The sequence below is a fragment of the Pseudomonas carassii genome (assembly GCF_036324045.1).
GTDB classification, from domain to species: domain Bacteria; phylum Pseudomonadota; class Gammaproteobacteria; order Pseudomonadales; family Pseudomonadaceae; genus Aquipseudomonas; species Aquipseudomonas peradeniyensis.
In genome coordinates this window covers 61,965-77,923 of record NZ_JAZDCT010000002.1, presented here as the reverse complement: position 1 = coordinate 77,923, position 15,959 = coordinate 61,965, and the positions used below count along the sequence as shown (strand labels likewise).

Below are 15,959 nucleotides of genomic sequence, written 5' to 3'. Positions count from 1 at the left end.
TTCGTACAGACCCTAAACTCCCGCATTTATCACCCAACAGCTGGGTCACAGCGTGCAAGTGCTGCCGTCGACGTATGCACGTTGGCTCAACTCAAGCTCCGACTGGATCAAGCTGAAAAAGCTCAAGGTTGGTATCAAATCGGTATCAGTTGCCAGTCCAGCATGTAAGCTACTGATAGCTAAGCGCTTTGATCTTCACCGCAAATATCACCATGTAGCTCTAAAGTTATATTTGGCGGTTGAAAAGCGTTTATTTCATTGGACCAAACCACCCTGGAACACCCCCAAATCAACCACATTGGCATAAAAATTGGAATCAGTATATCCCTCCTCTTGCGCCCTGCCGAACGAACATCAATCCCTCACTCGCAAGCAACGGACCATGATTGATCAAGTTCAATAGCATAACTCTTACTCATTATCCCTCGACGCATACCCTATTCTGGGGGTGATAGCACTCTGGCAAATCTCAACGTTCCCCGCCCCAACGCTCGCTGATCTGATCCAGTACCGCCATCACCCGGCTGGCCTGGGTCGGCTGTGAGATGGCAAACAGATCATCGGCGTAACCATGAAATTTGACAGTGGCAATTTACCAGCCTTTAATAGCTGAGCGTATGCAAGTGCTGGATTCATACAACAGGGAGAAACTCTTATCCATCCAGAGTTTCTAGTTTAATAATAAAGGGAAATTAAAATGTCTGAAGCACTCAAGAAAACAGTCTCGAATGACAGCTTAGGGGCTCTTAAAAAGTTCACCCTCTACGAGCAGAATGGCATCAAGATCAGCTTGACGCTGCCAACCCCAGTGACGCTCAATCTGAACAGCCAGGAGTTTTACCCTCCAGAAGCGGACCAAACCGCGATATTGGCTCCAGTTTTGGAGAACACCTCGGGCATTGCCCTCAAATCGGCGACGTTCAGTATCAAGCTCAATAACGTCATAGAGAACGACAACACGGTCGCGAATGTGCGGTGGTGGAACGTCGATGAGGCCGAGGGGTTACAGTCCATGGAGTTCACTTGTGGCCGGATTGATGACAAGGGTAATGGCTCAGGTACCGCCAAGACTCCTGGATACTCTCGAATCCGGTGGGGCACCATGGCGAACACCGCACGCCAACATCAAACCTTTACCGTGAGCAATGTCTTGCTCACCTTTAATCCGTCGGCAGATACAACTTCGGGAGCAAATGACGGGCCAATTATCAGAGTCGGTTAACTTATCTGCTACCGCGGGGCCCAGAGTTCTGGTCCCTGCGGTAGCCCCCGCCTACTTCATCCAATTCGACACCACCACGACTGCGCGTACAGCGCCCCATCAACCTCTTCCAACCCGCTGATGTTCAGGCCGAGCTGGGCCATGCCATTGATCTTTGCATCCAGTAGCCGAGGGAAAACATCAGCACCCCGACCACTATTGAAGATCCATGCCTGGATGCAGCAGCGCCCAAGCTATTGGCTGTGAGACTCAAAAATAAGGCGCGGTGACTGGGGGGTTCTGGTCGATGGTGTGAAGGTGCCATGGCGGACCTACACCGGCACCGATGACTGACACCCCGCAAAGAGCACATTTGTACTCCACCCAGCTATAACCCCGCTCCCCTCTATTCACTGCCGCGAGCGAGCGGCCAAGGAATCGTCATGCCCGAAGGAAATCAGGCGGCACGCTGGTACCCGGATGAATGCCCTATTACAGGACGCCAGTTCTTCATGTGGATCGAGCATCCAGATGACGGCATGGTACCGACCTACGGCGGGCCATTCGACAGCTACACGATCCCGGTTCCCCGTCACAAAAAGGGATCAAGGCTGCATCCAGCCTTCGCGATCAGGTAGCGAGCCTGAACAGGCTTGGCTTGCTGGACCAGGAGAAGTACGCCGAGCTCTTCCCTGGGTCCCAGGCCGGGGCCGACATTCGGCGAGTACGCCCAGTTCTGGCTGGACTGCCGAGAAATCACCCAGGGCACGCACAACAACTACAAGAGCGCACTGAACCTGTACTGGGTGCCTAGGCTGGGCGAGGTTGAGGAAAGGACGAAGACAGGGAGGGATAGCTGAACGAGAGGGCTTTGCGAGCCTCTCGCCTGCGAATAAATCTTAAAATTTGCAACAAGAGAACCAAAGGCGATCAACTCCAATATCTTCCTAAACTGTAGATAAACAGTATCAGCATTGACCGGCACAAAACCAAGGTCACACTTACCATCCAATATCCTGTTAATGGAAAATACTCGGTTTTTAACCTCTGTCATTAAATCACAATAATTTTTTGCGCCCTCTGCATCAATTATTTTCACCATAGCCGTGGGAGATTGATAGAAATACCCACCTCAAACCAAATTGCCACCATGCCGCCACCAGCACGGAGGGCGGCGCATGCATGGAGAAAGCCATGAGCGATACCGAAGCCGGCCCGAGCCTGGCAACCGGACACCCGATGAACGCCGACACCTGGGCGGACTTCGTTTCCCGCCTTCGCCACCACTGCAATGGCCAAGGTGTGAAGTGGCACCACACAGCATGCGCGCTATTCACCGTGCAGCAGAAGCGCATCGACTACGGCTATGAGGCTGACTACGCCGAGGGCCTGGTGGTTTGCTTGGAAGACAGGCGCAGGTTCAGTCCTGAGGAGTACTGGAAAGACCTCGACGAGGAAGAGCAGCAGGAGATCAACCAGGCGGTCCAGGTTGACCACGAATGCGATTTCCTTGAGCTGGATGCGGACGATCAGTGGGAGTTCCTGGCCGAGCTCGAGGACCACACCGTCACCGGCTGGAACAAGCACTGGGAAATCGTGAACAGTCACTTCACCAAGGAAGCGGCCGAGGCCTTCATCCGCCGCAAGCAGCACGACTACCCCGAGCTGCGGGTCTACGTCGAGTCGCAGTACTTCGCCTGGGAGTTCGAAGCGATCAAGGCCGCCATCCTCGATGGCACGCTGGTCTACCAGCCGAAGCCAGCAACTGACGCAACCGCCGACGCCTGCCCCTCCGGCGCTGCCCGCCAGCGCCTCAAACCTGGTCTTTGACCTCAGGCTTAAGGCAGTACTTCTCATGCTCTTGCTGTGAATAGCAGCCCTTGTCGCAGTTCAGGTAGTTCTCATAGTTCTGGCTCATGATAATGATCCCAACAGCCGAGACGATTAAACACAAAAAAGCCAATGGCCCAGGGGCTGGAACCGCCACGATTAACCCCAACAAAAACATTGCAACGCCAGCACATAACCATCCTTTCGAATATTTTTTGGCCACTATAAGGCCTCCCAGCTCATGATTTGGCGAAGCATACCATCGCCTCGCCGAGCCACGCATATAGCGCTGCCCGCCAGCGCCTTCCCCTATTCAACGATAACGCCGACCCGGCGAGGGCGGCGCCTGCTCGGAGATCACCATGAGTACGTTCGCAGTGTTCGGCATGACTGCCGCAACAGCGCTTGCCGATGCCCGGAAAAAGACCAAGACCACCAAGCCCAGCGGGAAAGCTGGCTGCCCCCCTGGACCTTACCCTGGCCGAGTGGGAAGAGGCGGTGCAGCGCAACGTTGAGGTGGCCCCCTTCACGCTTGAGGAAGCCGACAAGATCATCCAGGAACTGTACCGGCACGAGCACTGGCCCAGCCTGATCTATGCAGCGTTCTTCGAATTCATGTTCTTCTCAGGCCTGAGACTGTCAGAGGGTTTGGCACTGCGTTGGGATGTGGTCGACATGACCAAGAAAACGGTGCATGTCCGACGAACCATCGCACTGGGAGTGGTTGAGGAACGAACCAAGACCAACAAGGATCGGTTCGTCCTGCTCAACGAAAGGGCTTTGCACGCGCTCTGGTACGCAAAGCAGTACGCGGAGCGGCGCAGGAAGGGAAAGGGCCGGTTCACGGAATCACCGTATGTGTTTCCACCCGGCAAGAATGGGGAATACGTCAAGCAGACGTCTGATCTGCACCACCAGTGGCGACCGATCCTCCGACGGCTCGGGATTCGATACCGGCCGCCATACAACTGCCGCCACACCTATGCGACAATATGTTTAATGTCTGGTCTCAACCCCGCATTTATCGCCCAACAGCTCGGGCACAGCGTGCAGATGCTCTTATCGACGTATGCACGCTGGATCAACTCGTCCAGCGACTGGCAGGAGCTCGAAAAGCTCCAAATTGGTCCGAAATTGGTCCGAAATTGGTCCGTAGCTGCGAAGACTCCACGTAAGTTATTGATAGGTAAGGCACTTGATCTCCACCGCTAATATCACCATGCAGTTCGGCTCCAAGCCCCTGTTCGAAAACGTCTCGGTAAAATTCAACAACGGCAACCGCTACGGCCTGATCGGCGCCAACGGTTGCGGCAAGTCGACCTTCATGAAGATCCTCGGCGGCGACCTGGAGCCGTCCGGCGGCCAGGTGATGCTCGAGCCCAACACCCGCCTGGGCAAGCTGCGCCAGGATCAGTTCGCCTATGAAGAATTCACCGTGATCGACACCGTGATCATGGGCCACGAGCAGCTGTGGAAGGTCAAGGCCGAACGCGACCGCATCTACTCCCTGCCGGAGATGACCGAGGAAGACGGCATGGCCGTCGCCGAGCTGGAAACCGAGTTCGCCGAAATGGACGGCTACACCGCCGAGTCCCGTGCCGGCGAACTGCTGCTGGGCCTGGGCATTCCCCTGGAACAGCACTTCGGCCCGATGAGCGAAGTCGCTCCCGGCTGGAAGCTGCGTGTGCTGCTGGCCCAGGCGCTGTTCTCCGACCCGGATGTACTGCTGCTCGACGAGCCGACCAACCACCTGGACATCAACACCATCCGCTGGCTGGAAACGATCCTCACGGCGCGCAACAGCACCATGGTAATCATTTCCCACGACCGTCACTTCCTCAACAGCGTCTGCACCCACATGGCCGACCTGGACTACGGTGAGCTGCGCCTGTTCCCGGGCAACTACGACGAGTACATGACCGCAGCCACCCAGGCCCGCGAACAGCTGCTGTCGGACAACGCCAAGAAGAAAGCGCAGATCGCCGAGCTGCAGACCTTCGTCAGCCGCTTCTCGGCCAACGCCTCGAAAGCCAAGCAGGCCACCTCGCGCGCCAAGCAGATCGACAAGATCCAACTGGCCGAGGTCAAGCCGTCGAGCCGGGTGAGCCCGTTCATCCGCTTCGAGCAGACCAAGAAGCTGCACCGCCAGGCGGTCACCGTCGAGAAGATGGCCAAGGCCTTCGACGACAAGGTGCTGTTCAAGGACTTCAGCTTCACCATCGAAGCCGGCGAGCGCGTGGCCATCATCGGCCCCAACGGCATCGGCAAGACCACCCTGCTGCGCACCCTGGTCGGCGAGATGACCCCGGACAAGGGCGAAGTGAAGTGGACCGACAGCGCCGAGGTGGGCTACTACGCCCAGGACCACGCCCACGACTTCGAGGACGATGTCACCCTGTTCGACTGGATGGGCCAGTGGACCAGCGGCGAGCAGGTAATCCGCGGCACCCTGGGACGCATGCTGTTCTCCAACGACGAGATCCTCAAGTCGGTGAAGGTGATTTCCGGTGGTGAACAGGGCCGCATGCTGTTCGGCAAGCTGATCCTGCAGAAACCCAACGTGCTGGTGATGGACGAACCGACCAACCACCTGGACATGGAATCGATCGAGGCGCTGAACCTGGCGCTGGAGAACTACCCGGGCACTCTGCTGTTCGTCAGCCACGACCGTGAGTTCGTGTCGTCGCTGGCCACCCGCATCATCGAGCTGACGGCCGATGGTGTGGTGGACTTCAGCGGCACCTATGACGACTACCTGCGCAGTCAGGGCGTGGTGGTCTGATCCAACGCTGAGCAATCTTCACTGCGGGGCAAGTCGCATCGGTGCGCCGATGCGACTTGCCCCGCAGTGCGTTTAATTAGTTAGCCTGCTTTCTTTTCCGTCGCGCAGCGGCCATGATGGGCACAGCCCACCGCCCGCCCGCGAACGAGCCCATGACCGCGCCACACGCCTCCAGCGTCACTCTGCAGATCCTCTCGATCGTCCTCTACACCTTCATTGCCTTCCTCTGCATCGGCCTGCCGATCGCGGTGCTACCCGGCCATGTGCACGACCAGCTGGGCTTCGGCGCGGTGATCGCCGGCCTGACCATCGGCCTGCAATACCTGGCCACCCTGCTCAGCCGGCCTTTCGCCGGGCGGGTGGCGGACACCCTCGGTGGCAAGCGCGCGATCCGCTACGGCCTGTACGGTATCGCCGGCTGCGGCGCGCTGACCCTGCTGTCGGCCTGGACCCTCGCCCTGCCCTGGCTGAGCCTGGCGCTGCTGCTGGGCGGCCGGTTGCTGCTGGGCATCGCCCAGGGGCTGATCGGCGTCGCGACGCTGAGCTGGGGCATCGGCCAGGTGGGGCCGGAACATACCGCACGGGTCATTTCCTGGAACGGCGTCGCCTCCTATGGCGCCATCGCCATCGGCGCGCCAGCCGGCGTGCTGCTGGTGGATGGCCTGAGCTTCGCCGTGCTCGGGCCGGCACTGCTGGGCCTGGCGCTGCTGGCCCTGCTGGTGCTGCGCACCCGGCCGGACGTGGTGGTGGTGCGCGGCGAACGGTTGCCGTTCTGGTCGGCGTTCGGCCGCGTGGCGCCCTGTGGCGTGGGACTGACCCTGGCGTCGATCGGCTACGGCACCCTGACCACCTTCGTCACCCTGTACTACCTGGAACGGGGCTGGATCGGCGCCGCCTGGTGCCTGAGCGCCTTCGGCCTGTGCTTCATTCTGTCGCGGCTGCTGTTCGTCAACGCGGTCAACCGTTTCGGCGGCTACAACGTGGCCATTGCCTGTATGGCCACCGAAGTGCTCGGGCTGACAATGCTATGGCTGGCACCCTCGCCACTGTGGGCGTTGGTCGGTGCCGGGCTGACCGGCTTCGGCCTGTCGCTGGTGTACCCGGCCCTGGGCGTCGAGGCAATCCACAAGGTGCCCAGCAACAGCCGTGGCGCCGGGCTCGGCGCCTACGCAGTGTTCTTCGATCTGGCGCTGGCCATCGCCGGCCCGGTGATGGGCGCGGTGGCGGTGCACCTGGGGTATGCCTCGATCTTCTGCGTTGCCGCCCTGCTCGCCCTGTCAGGGGTGGGCCTGACCCTGCTGTTGGCCCGCCGCGGCTGAACGCTCGGCGGGCTCCGGCGCGCCCAATGCCTGGCTGAAGAAGGTGATGGTCTCGCTGCGCAGCGAGCGATGGATATGTCGACGGTCGACGCCCTCGGCGTCCTTGCACAGCACTGGCATGCGCTGGTGCTGCTCGTCGTCGCAGGGGGCCATGAACACGAAGTGCCCGGCGCCGGCCAGCAGGCGGTAGTCAGGCGTGACCGGCAGCTTGCGCGCCAGGGCATCGGCGTTGTGCTCCAAGGCCAGCAACTGGTCATTGTCACCACTGTAGATCAGCGCCGGCACCTGCACGCCGGCCAGGGCGTGGCGGCCGAACATCAGGCTCAACGGCGCCATCAGCATCACCGCCCCCACCCGGGGGTCGGCGCGGGGCTCCAGCTCGCTGTGGTCGGCGATCAGCACGCCATGGGTCTTGCAGGCATCCGCGTCACCAGGGCGTTGCTCGCAGTAGCGGCGCAGACGTTCGAGATCAGGCCGCGCACCTGACAGAATCAGCGCGGTCTCGCCACCGGCGGAATAACCGATCACCCCGACCTTGCCGTCATTCAGATACGGCGCGAGCAGCCTGTCGTTGCGCGCCGCAGTGATCGCGGCGCTGATCTGCAGCGGCCGGCCATAGAGGTTGCTGAGGGTGCCCAGGCGGCTATGGTCGCGGTTGTTGTCGCCGGGGTGGACCACCGCCACCACCACGAAACCCTGGCGGGCCAGGCCGTTGGCCAGGTCATGCAAGGCCATCGGGCTGCCGGTGTTGCCGTGGGAGATCACCAGCAGCGGGAACTGACCCATGGCCACCGGCGCCTCTTCAGCGACACGGGTCTGGTAGCCCTCGATACGCACCGGACGCGCTTCGCCGCTGGAGGGGTAGAACACCAGTGCCTGCATGGGCCGGGCGTCCACCGGGTCGGTGAGCGTCAGGCGGTGCAACCCGGCCACCCACGGCGCCGCGTCGGCGCGGGCCAGCAGGCCGCCGAGCAGCAACAACGCCATCAGCATGCGGGTTCGTTTCATCGCAGGGCACTCCTCGTGGCAAGGCACTGCGCGGCACTCGGGGATGGATGCCAGCATAGAACCCGGCTCGCCGCCGGCACATGAAAACTGGATGAAAAAAACCGACTGGCGCGCTGGGCGGCAGTCGGCTTTGGGTGCGCAGTGGCGATCAGGCGGCGGCGAACAGCTCACCGGCAATCTGCGCCTGGGCGGCGTCGATGGCCTTGGCGCGGTGCTCTGGGCCGTAGGCCAGGCCATGGGCGCGGACGATTTCCAGGTCGGTGATGCCGATGAAGCCGAGGAACACCTTGAGGAAGTCCTCATGGCCGACACCGGTCGGCTGGCCCTGGTGCAGGCCACCAGCGGTGGACACCAGGATCACCTTCTTGTCGCCGCACAGGCCTTCAGGGCCGGCCTCGGTGTAGCGGAAGGTCTTGCCGGCCACCGCCACGCGGTCGATCCAGGCCTTGAGCTGGGTCGGCACGGTGAAGTTGTACATCGGCGCGCCGATCACCACGGCGTCGGCGGCGAGGAATTCTTCCAGGGTCTCGGCACTCAGCTTGGCTTCATGGGCCTGGGCAGCGTCGCGCATCTCTTCCGGGGTGCCGGCGGCCACCAGGGTAGCGGCGGAGAAGTGGCTGATGGCGTCAGCAGCCAAATCGCGGTAGACCACTTCGAGGCTCGGGTCGGCGGCTTTCCAGGCCTCGACCACTTCGTGGCTCAGCTGGCGAGAGGCGGAATTGTCGCCCAGGATGCTCGAATCGATATGCAACAGTTTCATGGGACTCTCCTGTGAATGAAGACCGCGGCGGTGGGCGATCACGATGGGAGCAATCCTACCGGCACATCGAATAGCTGATAAGTCGGTAAAAACGCGTTAGTTTGTTCCACTGATGGAACAATGAGATGGCCAAATGCAAGACCTCAACGACCTCTTCTACTTCGCCCAGGTGGTCGAAGCCGGTGGCTTCGCCGCTGCCGGACGCCAGCTGGGCATCCCCAAGTCGCGCCTGTCGCGGCGCATCGCCGAACTGGAGGAGCGCCTGGGTACCCGCCTGCTGCAGCGCACCACCCGGCAGCTCAAGCTCACCGCCGTGGGCGAGCGCTACCTGAACCACTGCCAGGCCATGCTGCTGGAGGCGGAGATGGCCGACGAGGTGGTGGCCAGCATGTCCAGCGAACCCCGTGGCCGCCTGCGGGTGTCCTGCCCGGTGGCCCTGGCCCACGCCTTTCTGCCTGATGTGATCAGTCGCTTTCTCGCCCAGTACCCCCAGGTACAACTGGACATGGTGCTGCTCAACCGTCGGGTCGACCTGATCTCCGAAGGCATCGACGTGGCCCTGCGAGTACGCGACCTGGGCGACGAGGACCCGGCCCTGGTCACCCGGCGCCTGCGCCAGGCGCAGATGCAGCTGGTGGCCGCGCCGGGCTTCGCCGACCACGTCCGCGAACCCGCCGAGCTGGCCAGCCTGCCGGTGCTCGGTGCGGCCGAGGCCGACCGCCTGGTGCACTTCCGTCTGCATGGACCCAACGGCCGCCAGGAAGATGTCGCCTTGGAGCCACGTCTGGCCATCGACGACTTCGTCGTGCGCAACGCCGCGGTGCGCGCGGGCCTGGGCTTCACCGCCCTGCCATCGATGTTCTGCGAGGAGGAACTGGCCCGTGGCGAACTGGTGCGCCTGCTGCCAGACTGGTCGCTGCCCGGCGGCTACCTGCAGGCGGTCTATCCGCACCGCCGTGGCCTACTGCCGGCGGTACGCGCATGGATCGATCACCTGGCGGTCTCGTTCGAGGCCTGTGGAGAGCGTTATGTCTGAGAAAAGGATGTCCGAGGAGCAGGTGGCAGCGCTGTGCCTGGCCCTCCCTGGGGCGCGGGAAGACTACAAATGGGGTGGCATCCGGGTGTTCTCGGTGGCCGGCAACAAGATGTTCGCCGTCCAGGACCTGGGCGGCGCCGGCTTGTCGTTCAAGGTGGCCGACGAGCTGTTCCTCGGCTACTGCGACCGCCCCGGCATTCGCCCGGCGCCCTACCTGGCGCGGGCGAAGTGGATCAGCATGCTGCCGCCCTACCCCATGGGCCGCGACGAGCTGAGCGACCTGCTGCGTCGGTCGCACCAACTGGTGGTGCGACGCTTGCCCAAGCGCCAGCAGGCAGGACTGCTGCTCGGGCCGGCCGGTTGAGTGAGCGTCGCAGCACTTTTATCCCTGAATGGGCGGCCCCTTGAGTTCGACGCGGTTGCCATCAGGGTCATAGCAATACAGCGAGACGCCCTCGCCTTCAGCCCCGTAGCGTTTCTCCGCAGCCTCGACCCGCACCCCGGCCTCACGCAGCAGTGCGCTCAGCGACGGTTCGTCGAACGGCTCGACGCGCAGGCAGAAGTGATCGACATTGTGCCCGGTCGGGCCGGGCTGCGCGCCGCCCTGGCGCCCCAACGGGCCGTCGACCGCCACCAGGTCGATCAGGCCGTCGCCGGCCCCCAGGTGGATCATGCCCAGCGAATCCCGGCGTTTGCGCACCGGACAGCCAAGCAGCTCATGGTAGAAGGCCAGGCTGCGCTCAAGATCGCCGACGCGCAGGACCAGATGGTCGATATGCAGGATGGTGAAAGCTGGCATGGCAGTGCTCCACGTTCAGGCTTTGTCTAGACCATAGCAGCGTCCCGACCGGCTGACCTTAGGCCGTCGCCGTCAATGGTCGACGGTGTGTCCGCCGCAGGTGCTGTGGGCCAAACGGCCTCGGACGTGTCAGTCATCGCCCTGGTGGCAGACTCAATTATGTACCACCCGAGGCGCTGCCCCCTGCCCTTGAATAGTCGCTCCCCCTTCCCGGAGTGCGACCATGCACAGCATCGATCCTCCCTACCACCAGCAGCAGATCCTGCGCAGCCTGCCGGACTGGACCAGACACCTGCACCCAACCCACGCGCAAAGGCTGTTGCGCCGTGCACACCGAGAGCATGTCAAGCCGGACGGGCAGCTCGCGGACTGGTTTGTCCAGGCATCCCCTGTCCGCCAGACCGAGCTGCGCGAGGCCATCAAGCAGCGAACGACCAGCAGTAAGGCGCTGGCCAAGGCCTTGCAGGGGCTGCAGGGCATTACCGAGTTCTGTGAACCTTTGCTGAAGGCGCGACTGGGTGTCCAGGTGTCCATGACTGAAGCGCAGTTCAAGCAGCAACCCTTCATGCAGGTCCAGGAAGGAGGCATCCCCGACCCGGGGGCGTCCCATGACATACCTAACCCTCCGATCTTGACCGAGCTGCCGTCCGGCACCGCCACCCTCACCAGCCTGCTCGAAGCCGCTCTGCACAATTTCGAAGGCATGGCCGAGGTCGGCCCCTTCAGCACCCTGCAGGCCAGCGTCGACGACAGCACCTCGATCCCAGGGCTGAGTACCAGCGCCTTCGTCAGCCACTGCCGTGTGCTCGACCTTGGCAAGCGCTATCAGCAGCACCTGCAAGGTATCTATGGCGGTACGCGCAAGGGTGTGCTGCAACCGCTGTGGGCCCAGGCCCGACGCGATGAGCTTGCCGTACAGGCGCTGATCGCCCATATGCGTGGGAACCTGACAGATGATGGCCTCCAGGCCCTGCGCCAACTCTGCGCAACCGACCAAGCGCCGCGCTTTGGGGCGGCAATGGCCTCGGTACGAACCTTGAGCATGCTGGACATCCAACTGCACGACCTGTGGCTGTTGGCTGCCAACGGCCAGTCCAATCCGCCCTATATCGCCTACCTGCCCCTCGACGATGATCGGCCGGTACAGGAGTTCATCAACCTGCTGGCCCTAGGTCGGTACCTGCGCCGCCGGCTGCTTGAGCCCGACTATAGAGAACGCTTTCTGGAACATGTCGCCCTCAAGGATCGCCCCGAGATGGCGAGAAAACTCAAGGCCAGGCTGTTCGAAGCCTCCCAGGCCGAAGTGATCCCCCTCGAGACGCCTTCCCCCGCCTTTGCCGAGACCGAGCCCGGCATGCATCCCTGGCATGGACATGAGGTAGCCAGCGAAACAGATGCCCGGTCAGCTCTGCGCCCCGTCCGCTTCCCGGCGCTGGCGGTTCATGAAACCGCCATTGCCTTCCCGGTGTGGCCCAAGCTGTTCAACGACCATGTGCAACGCCTGCAGGACGACGCTCGCGGCGTGGCGGTACCAACGGCGGACATCGACGCCAAAGCCCGGCGCGAACGCCTGAAGCTGTGGGGCGAGCGCGGCCTGACCCTGCTGGGAGTGGCGGCCATGTTCGTCCCCGGCCTGGACGTCGCCATGCTGGCCGTGGGTGCGTACCAGATCATGGGCAGCATCTTCCACGCGTTCGAGGCTTGGTCCGAAGGTGACAACGCCCAGGCCGTGAACCAGGTAGAGTCGTTGCTCATCAACCTCGGCAGCGTGGTCGCCATCGCCGGCGTCGCCAAGCTGGCAAAGGCCTCCGGATTCGTCGACTGGATGGAAAGTCTCCGGCTCGATGGTGAGGAGCGGTTATGGCACCCGCAGTTAGAGTCATACCGCAGTCCGCTCGAACTGCCGGTGGACCTGCAACCGGATGACCAAGGCATCCTGCCGTATGACGACCGGCATTTCGTGGAGCTGGACGACACCCTCCACGAGGTCCGTAAAGACGCGGCGGGGGACTGGCGAATCCTCCATCCGGACGATCCGCAGGCCTACCAGCCACGCTTGCATGGCAATGGCAAAGGTGCTTGGCGCATGACCCACGAACGGCCGCAGGAATGGCCTCGGGTCAAGCTGATGCGCCGTCTAGGCCCAATTTGCAGAGGGCTGACCGATGATGACCTGCTGGCCGCACTCGACAGCAGCGGACTGGAACGAGGCGTGCTGGAGCAAGTCCACGTCGATGGCAAGCGCCCTCCGCCACTGCTGGAGGACACCCTGCGACGACTCAAAGCCGACAGCGCCGCCGACGACATCATCGCCCGCACCCGCCAGGGTCGTCCGCTGGCCGCCTACAAACAGTTCGCCATCAGTGTGCTCGGCGAACTGCCCGGCTGGCCCGAGGATGTGGTGCTGGAGGTGTTCGAGGGTGCCGAGCCGATGGGCAGCGCCACTCGCTACGGGCGCAACCGGCTCGGTGACACGGTCATCCAGCTGACCCGAAGCGACCTGGAGAACGGCGACCTGGCGCGGATTATCCTGGATAACCTGGAGGAAGAATCGGTGGTGGCGCTGTTGCCTGAGGGTACAGCAGACGAGCACCGCCAAGAGGCATTGCAAACACTGATGGCCGACCGCTTGAGCACAAAGAGGGTGTCGCTGTTCGATAGCCTCTACAACGCCCAGCCCATGACAGCCCTCCCTGTGGGTTCGGCAATCGGCCGGCAGTTTCCCAGCCTGCCCCGGCAGGCACTCGACGAACTGGCCGGCCAAGCCAGCAGTGCCGAACGGGACAGCCTGCTTGCAGGCAGGGTCCCCTTGCGTATCGCCGAGGAAGCACGGCTACTGCAAGCCCGCGTGCGACTGGACCATGCAATTGTTGGCCTGTACCGCAACAGTCTGGCGAACGCCGATAGCCGCCTCATCAGCGACAACCTGCTGGCACGCCATCCGCAATGGTCCGCGCAACAGCGCTATCACGCTGCACTTGCCGACCGATCCGCCGCCGCCCGGCTGATTGGCCAGCAACCCATATCCACCGGCTTTCGCTCGCCACTGCGGCTGAGCGATGGCCGGCGTGGCTACCCTCTGAGCCCTGGGATATTCGCCTCCCGGGCCGAGTGCGAGTTGCACGCCTTGTACCCCGGCCTCACGGGGCGCGAGATCCGGCAATTGCTCGGCACTCTGCGCGCCAGAGGTAGCGCGACCGAGCAGATTCAGGCTTTGCGCACTCAACTGGCGGTACTGCGCGAACAACTCGACGCCTGGGCCAGCGCAGGCGCCACCGACTGGGGCGAGGAAGTCGGCGCGTACTACAGCAGGACCACCGATTGTCTGATTCGAGCCTGGCAGCGTCTGGACGGCGAGACGCTAAGCCTGTCCAACATTGCCCTGGATGCGCTGCCAGCGCTTTCGACACGTTTCGACCACATCACCACGCTGGTGCTGGAGAACCTGAATGTGACCGAGATGCCTGCCGACTTACTGCAGGCTTTCCCGTCCTTGCGGCGAGTCGATGTGCGCAGCAGCCCGCAACTAGGCGCCACATCGGTCCTGGGAGCGTTGCGCAATGCCCCGCAACTGCGGGAGCTGCGCTTGAGCGGTGCGCAACTGGGTGAGCTGCCGGCCATCGCCCATGAGGTATTGCCGACCCTGAACAATCTGCGCAGCCTGGAACTGCCCCGTAACCGTCTGACCCTCACCCTGGCAGACCTGCAGATGATCGCGGGCCTGCGCCTGGAGAACCTGGACTTGCGGGCCAACCGCATTGCGCTGGATGCGGACATGGCGGGCGCGTTCCGTTCAATGCGCGAACTGCGGCACTTGCACCTGACCCTGAACCCGCTGGGCCTCAGCCCAGACCTGAACGGCCTGGAAAACCTGGCCACCCTGCGCCTGGACAGCGGCCAGCTTCAGCAGTGGCCCACCGGGCTCAGCACCCTGATGCAGCGCGTCCCCTGCATGCTCCGCGAAGTGGACCTGAGCATGAATCGCATTGGGCAGGTCCCCGATTTCGACACCCTCTTGAGCTCAGCCTATTTCGACCATCTGCTGGCAAGACGCCCCAACTATCGCTGGCGCTTCAATTACAACCCATTGGAGGAACGGACCCGAGAAGGTCTCAGGGTAATCGGCGCTTCCGTCGAAGAAGAAGCAGTCGCGGAACCTCTTCCAGCTTCATCGCAGCGAACAACCTGGCTGGACAACGCCAGCAATTCCCAGCAAGCGACCTGGAACGCATTATTTGAAAGAGACCGCAATGCCTGCCTGCGCGATGTGGTCGAACAGGTCGGCATGTCGGCCAGCGCGCTGCGTCAGCCCAGGGCGTTTGCCCGCCAGGTCTGGACGCTGCTTGACCGGGCAGCCGCCAGCAGCCGTCTGCGCAAGCGACTTAACGAGGTGGCAGCCGCGTTCCCGGTCAGTTGCGGCGATGCCGGCGCAGATGGATTCGGTACGCTACAGATCGAAGTCATGGCCTACGATGAAACCGCAGGCATGGAGACTGCCACGCCGCCCCTGTTCCAGTTCTTCCGGCGCTTGTTCCGGCGTGATCAGGTGAACGCCCTGGCACAGGACCTGTACAACGCGCGACTGGCGCGGCGTGATGCCCTGCGAGCATTGAACGCCTGGCAAGCCCGGCCGCTTGGCGAACGCGGCGCCAGGCCTGCGCTGTCGGCTCTGCATCGCTTCGATACGCTGCCAGACGACGTGTTGCAAAACGGTCTGGGCGAAGGTCTGGATCTGATCGAGATCCGCCTGGCCCTGCGCACCCGCTTGTCGAGGCGTCTCGATTTCCCCGAACCCCAGCAAGAGATGCTTTACCGACAAACCGCCGAAGTCTCTGGGTGGACCGAGAACGCGATACATGACGAGGTCGAGATACGAGACGCCAACGCAGACTCGCGTCGCCAATGGATCTCCCGTCACCCGACCTGGCGCCGTCTGCTGCGCCGGGAGTTCGGTACTCGCTTCGATGCGCTCAGGCACCGTTGGGACGTCGGTATGGATTATCTGGAAGGCAATGAACTGGACGGCTCGCTGGAGCCCTCGGTAATCGAGGCATTGACCCAGACACTGGGCCGCAGCCCCCTGGGCGAAGATGGCCAACCCCTGCGCCAGGCCATCACCAGCGAGCATTACATCGCGGGCATGAACCGCATGGCCCTGGGCCTGGAAGAGGACGAAGACGGCCTCTACCTGCGCCTGACCACGCGCCGCGACCCCAACAACTGA

At 62.6% G+C, this 15,959-nt stretch carries 11 protein-coding genes and 1 pseudogene; 9 read left to right on the top strand and 3 right to left on the bottom strand.

Going from position 1 to position 15,959, the window contains the following annotated elements:
- Positions 1-697 precede the first annotated feature (697 nt).
- From V0R62_RS01800 to V0R62_RS01765, 6 genes and pseudogenes are all read left to right on the top strand, one after another.
- On the top strand, positions 698-1,222 hold the full coding sequence (locus tag V0R62_RS01800; protein WP_330102468.1) for a hypothetical protein: 525 nt from the start codon (positions 698-700) through the stop codon (positions 1,220-1,222).
- 422 nt (positions 1,223-1,644) lie between these two features.
- Positions 1,645-1,839, top strand: a complete 195-nt coding sequence (locus tag V0R62_RS26985) for a hypothetical protein (protein WP_330102467.1) — start codon at positions 1,645-1,647, stop codon at positions 1,837-1,839.
- A gap of 556 nt (positions 1,840-2,395) precedes the next feature.
- Complete coding sequence (locus V0R62_RS01780) at positions 2,396-3,031, top strand: hypothetical protein (RefSeq protein ID WP_330102466.1); 636 nt, start codon at positions 2,396-2,398, stop codon at positions 3,029-3,031.
- 513 nt (positions 3,032-3,544) lie between these two features.
- Positions 3,545-4,243 (top strand): annotated as a pseudogene (locus V0R62_RS01775) (site-specific integrase); the annotation flags it as partial.
- Complete coding sequence (locus tag V0R62_RS01770; protein ID WP_050705397.1) at positions 4,227-5,813, top strand: ABC-F family ATPase; 1,587 nt, start codon at positions 4,227-4,229, stop codon at positions 5,811-5,813. The pseudogene V0R62_RS01775 and the gene V0R62_RS01770, both read left to right, overlap by 17 nt.
- A 152-nt stretch (positions 5,814-5,965) precedes the next feature.
- Complete coding sequence (locus tag V0R62_RS01765) at positions 5,966-7,132, top strand: MFS transporter (RefSeq protein WP_330102465.1); 1,167 nt, start codon at positions 5,966-5,968, stop codon at positions 7,130-7,132.
- Here V0R62_RS01765 and V0R62_RS01760 read toward each other — a convergent pair.
- Both V0R62_RS01760 and V0R62_RS01755 read right to left on the bottom strand, forming a co-directional pair.
- Positions 7,091-8,140 carry an alpha/beta hydrolase family protein gene (locus V0R62_RS01760; RefSeq protein WP_330102464.1) on the bottom strand — a complete coding sequence of 350 codons (1,050 nt, stop codon included), beginning with the start codon at positions 8,138-8,140 and terminating at the stop codon, positions 7,091-7,093. The genes V0R62_RS01765 and V0R62_RS01760 overlap by 42 nt on opposite strands.
- A 148-nt stretch (positions 8,141-8,288) precedes the next feature.
- On the bottom strand, positions 8,289-8,900 hold the full coding sequence (locus tag V0R62_RS01755) for an FMN-dependent NADH-azoreductase (protein WP_330102463.1): 612 nt from the start codon (positions 8,898-8,900) through the stop codon (positions 8,289-8,291).
- Positions 8,901-9,033: 133 nt separating this feature from the next.
- On the opposite strand from V0R62_RS01755, the gene V0R62_RS01750 reads away from it, so the two are divergent.
- Complete coding sequence (locus V0R62_RS01750; RefSeq protein WP_330102462.1) at positions 9,034-9,936, top strand: LysR substrate-binding domain-containing protein; 903 nt, start codon at positions 9,034-9,036, stop codon at positions 9,934-9,936.
- Positions 9,929-10,300, top strand: a complete 372-nt coding sequence (locus V0R62_RS01745; RefSeq protein WP_330102461.1) for an MmcQ/YjbR family DNA-binding protein — start codon at positions 9,929-9,931, stop codon at positions 10,298-10,300. Before V0R62_RS01750 ends, V0R62_RS01745 begins: the two co-directional genes overlap by 8 nt.
- 18 nt (positions 10,301-10,318) lie before the next feature.
- Here V0R62_RS01745 and V0R62_RS01740 read toward each other — a convergent pair whose 3' ends face one another.
- Positions 10,319-10,735: a VOC family protein gene (locus V0R62_RS01740; RefSeq protein WP_330102460.1), complete on the bottom strand. Its 417-nt coding sequence runs from the start codon at positions 10,733-10,735 to the stop codon at positions 10,319-10,321.
- Positions 10,736-10,958: 223 nt separating this feature from the next.
- Between V0R62_RS01740 and V0R62_RS01735 the strand changes: the two genes are divergently transcribed.
- Positions 10,959-15,959, top strand: a complete 5,001-nt coding sequence (locus V0R62_RS01735) for a dermonecrotic toxin domain-containing protein (protein ID WP_330102459.1) — start codon at positions 10,959-10,961, stop codon at positions 15,957-15,959.

What these genes read in the sequence shown, in the direction of transcription:
- V0R62_RS01800 (WP_330102468.1), top strand. Translation starts at nt 698, where the DNA reads ATGTCTGAAGCACTCAAGAAAACAGTCTCGAATGACAGCTTAGGGGCT.
- V0R62_RS26985 (WP_330102467.1), top strand. Translation starts at nt 1,645, where the DNA reads ATGCCCGAAGGAAATCAGGCGGCACGCTGGTACCCGGATGAATGCCCT.
- V0R62_RS01780 (WP_330102466.1), top strand. Translation starts at nt 2,396, where the DNA reads ATGAGCGATACCGAAGCCGGCCCGAGCCTGGCAACCGGACACCCGATG.
- V0R62_RS01765 (WP_330102465.1), top strand. Translation starts at nt 5,966, where the DNA reads ATGACCGCGCCACACGCCTCCAGCGTCACTCTGCAGATCCTCTCGATC.
- V0R62_RS01760 (WP_330102464.1), bottom strand. Translation starts at nt 8,140, where the DNA reads ATGAAACGAACCCGCATGCTGATGGCGTTGTTGCTGCTCGGCGGCCTG.
- V0R62_RS01755 (WP_330102463.1), bottom strand. Translation starts at nt 8,900, where the DNA reads ATGAAACTGTTGCATATCGATTCGAGCATCCTGGGCGACAATTCCGCC.
- V0R62_RS01750 (WP_330102462.1), top strand. Translation starts at nt 9,034, where the DNA reads ATGCAAGACCTCAACGACCTCTTCTACTTCGCCCAGGTGGTCGAAGCC.
- V0R62_RS01745 (WP_330102461.1), top strand. Translation starts at nt 9,929, where the DNA reads ATGTCTGAGAAAAGGATGTCCGAGGAGCAGGTGGCAGCGCTGTGCCTG.
- V0R62_RS01740 (WP_330102460.1), bottom strand. Translation starts at nt 10,735, where the DNA reads ATGCCAGCTTTCACCATCCTGCATATCGACCATCTGGTCCTGCGCGTC.
- V0R62_RS01735 (WP_330102459.1), top strand. Translation starts at nt 10,959, where the DNA reads ATGCACAGCATCGATCCTCCCTACCACCAGCAGCAGATCCTGCGCAGC.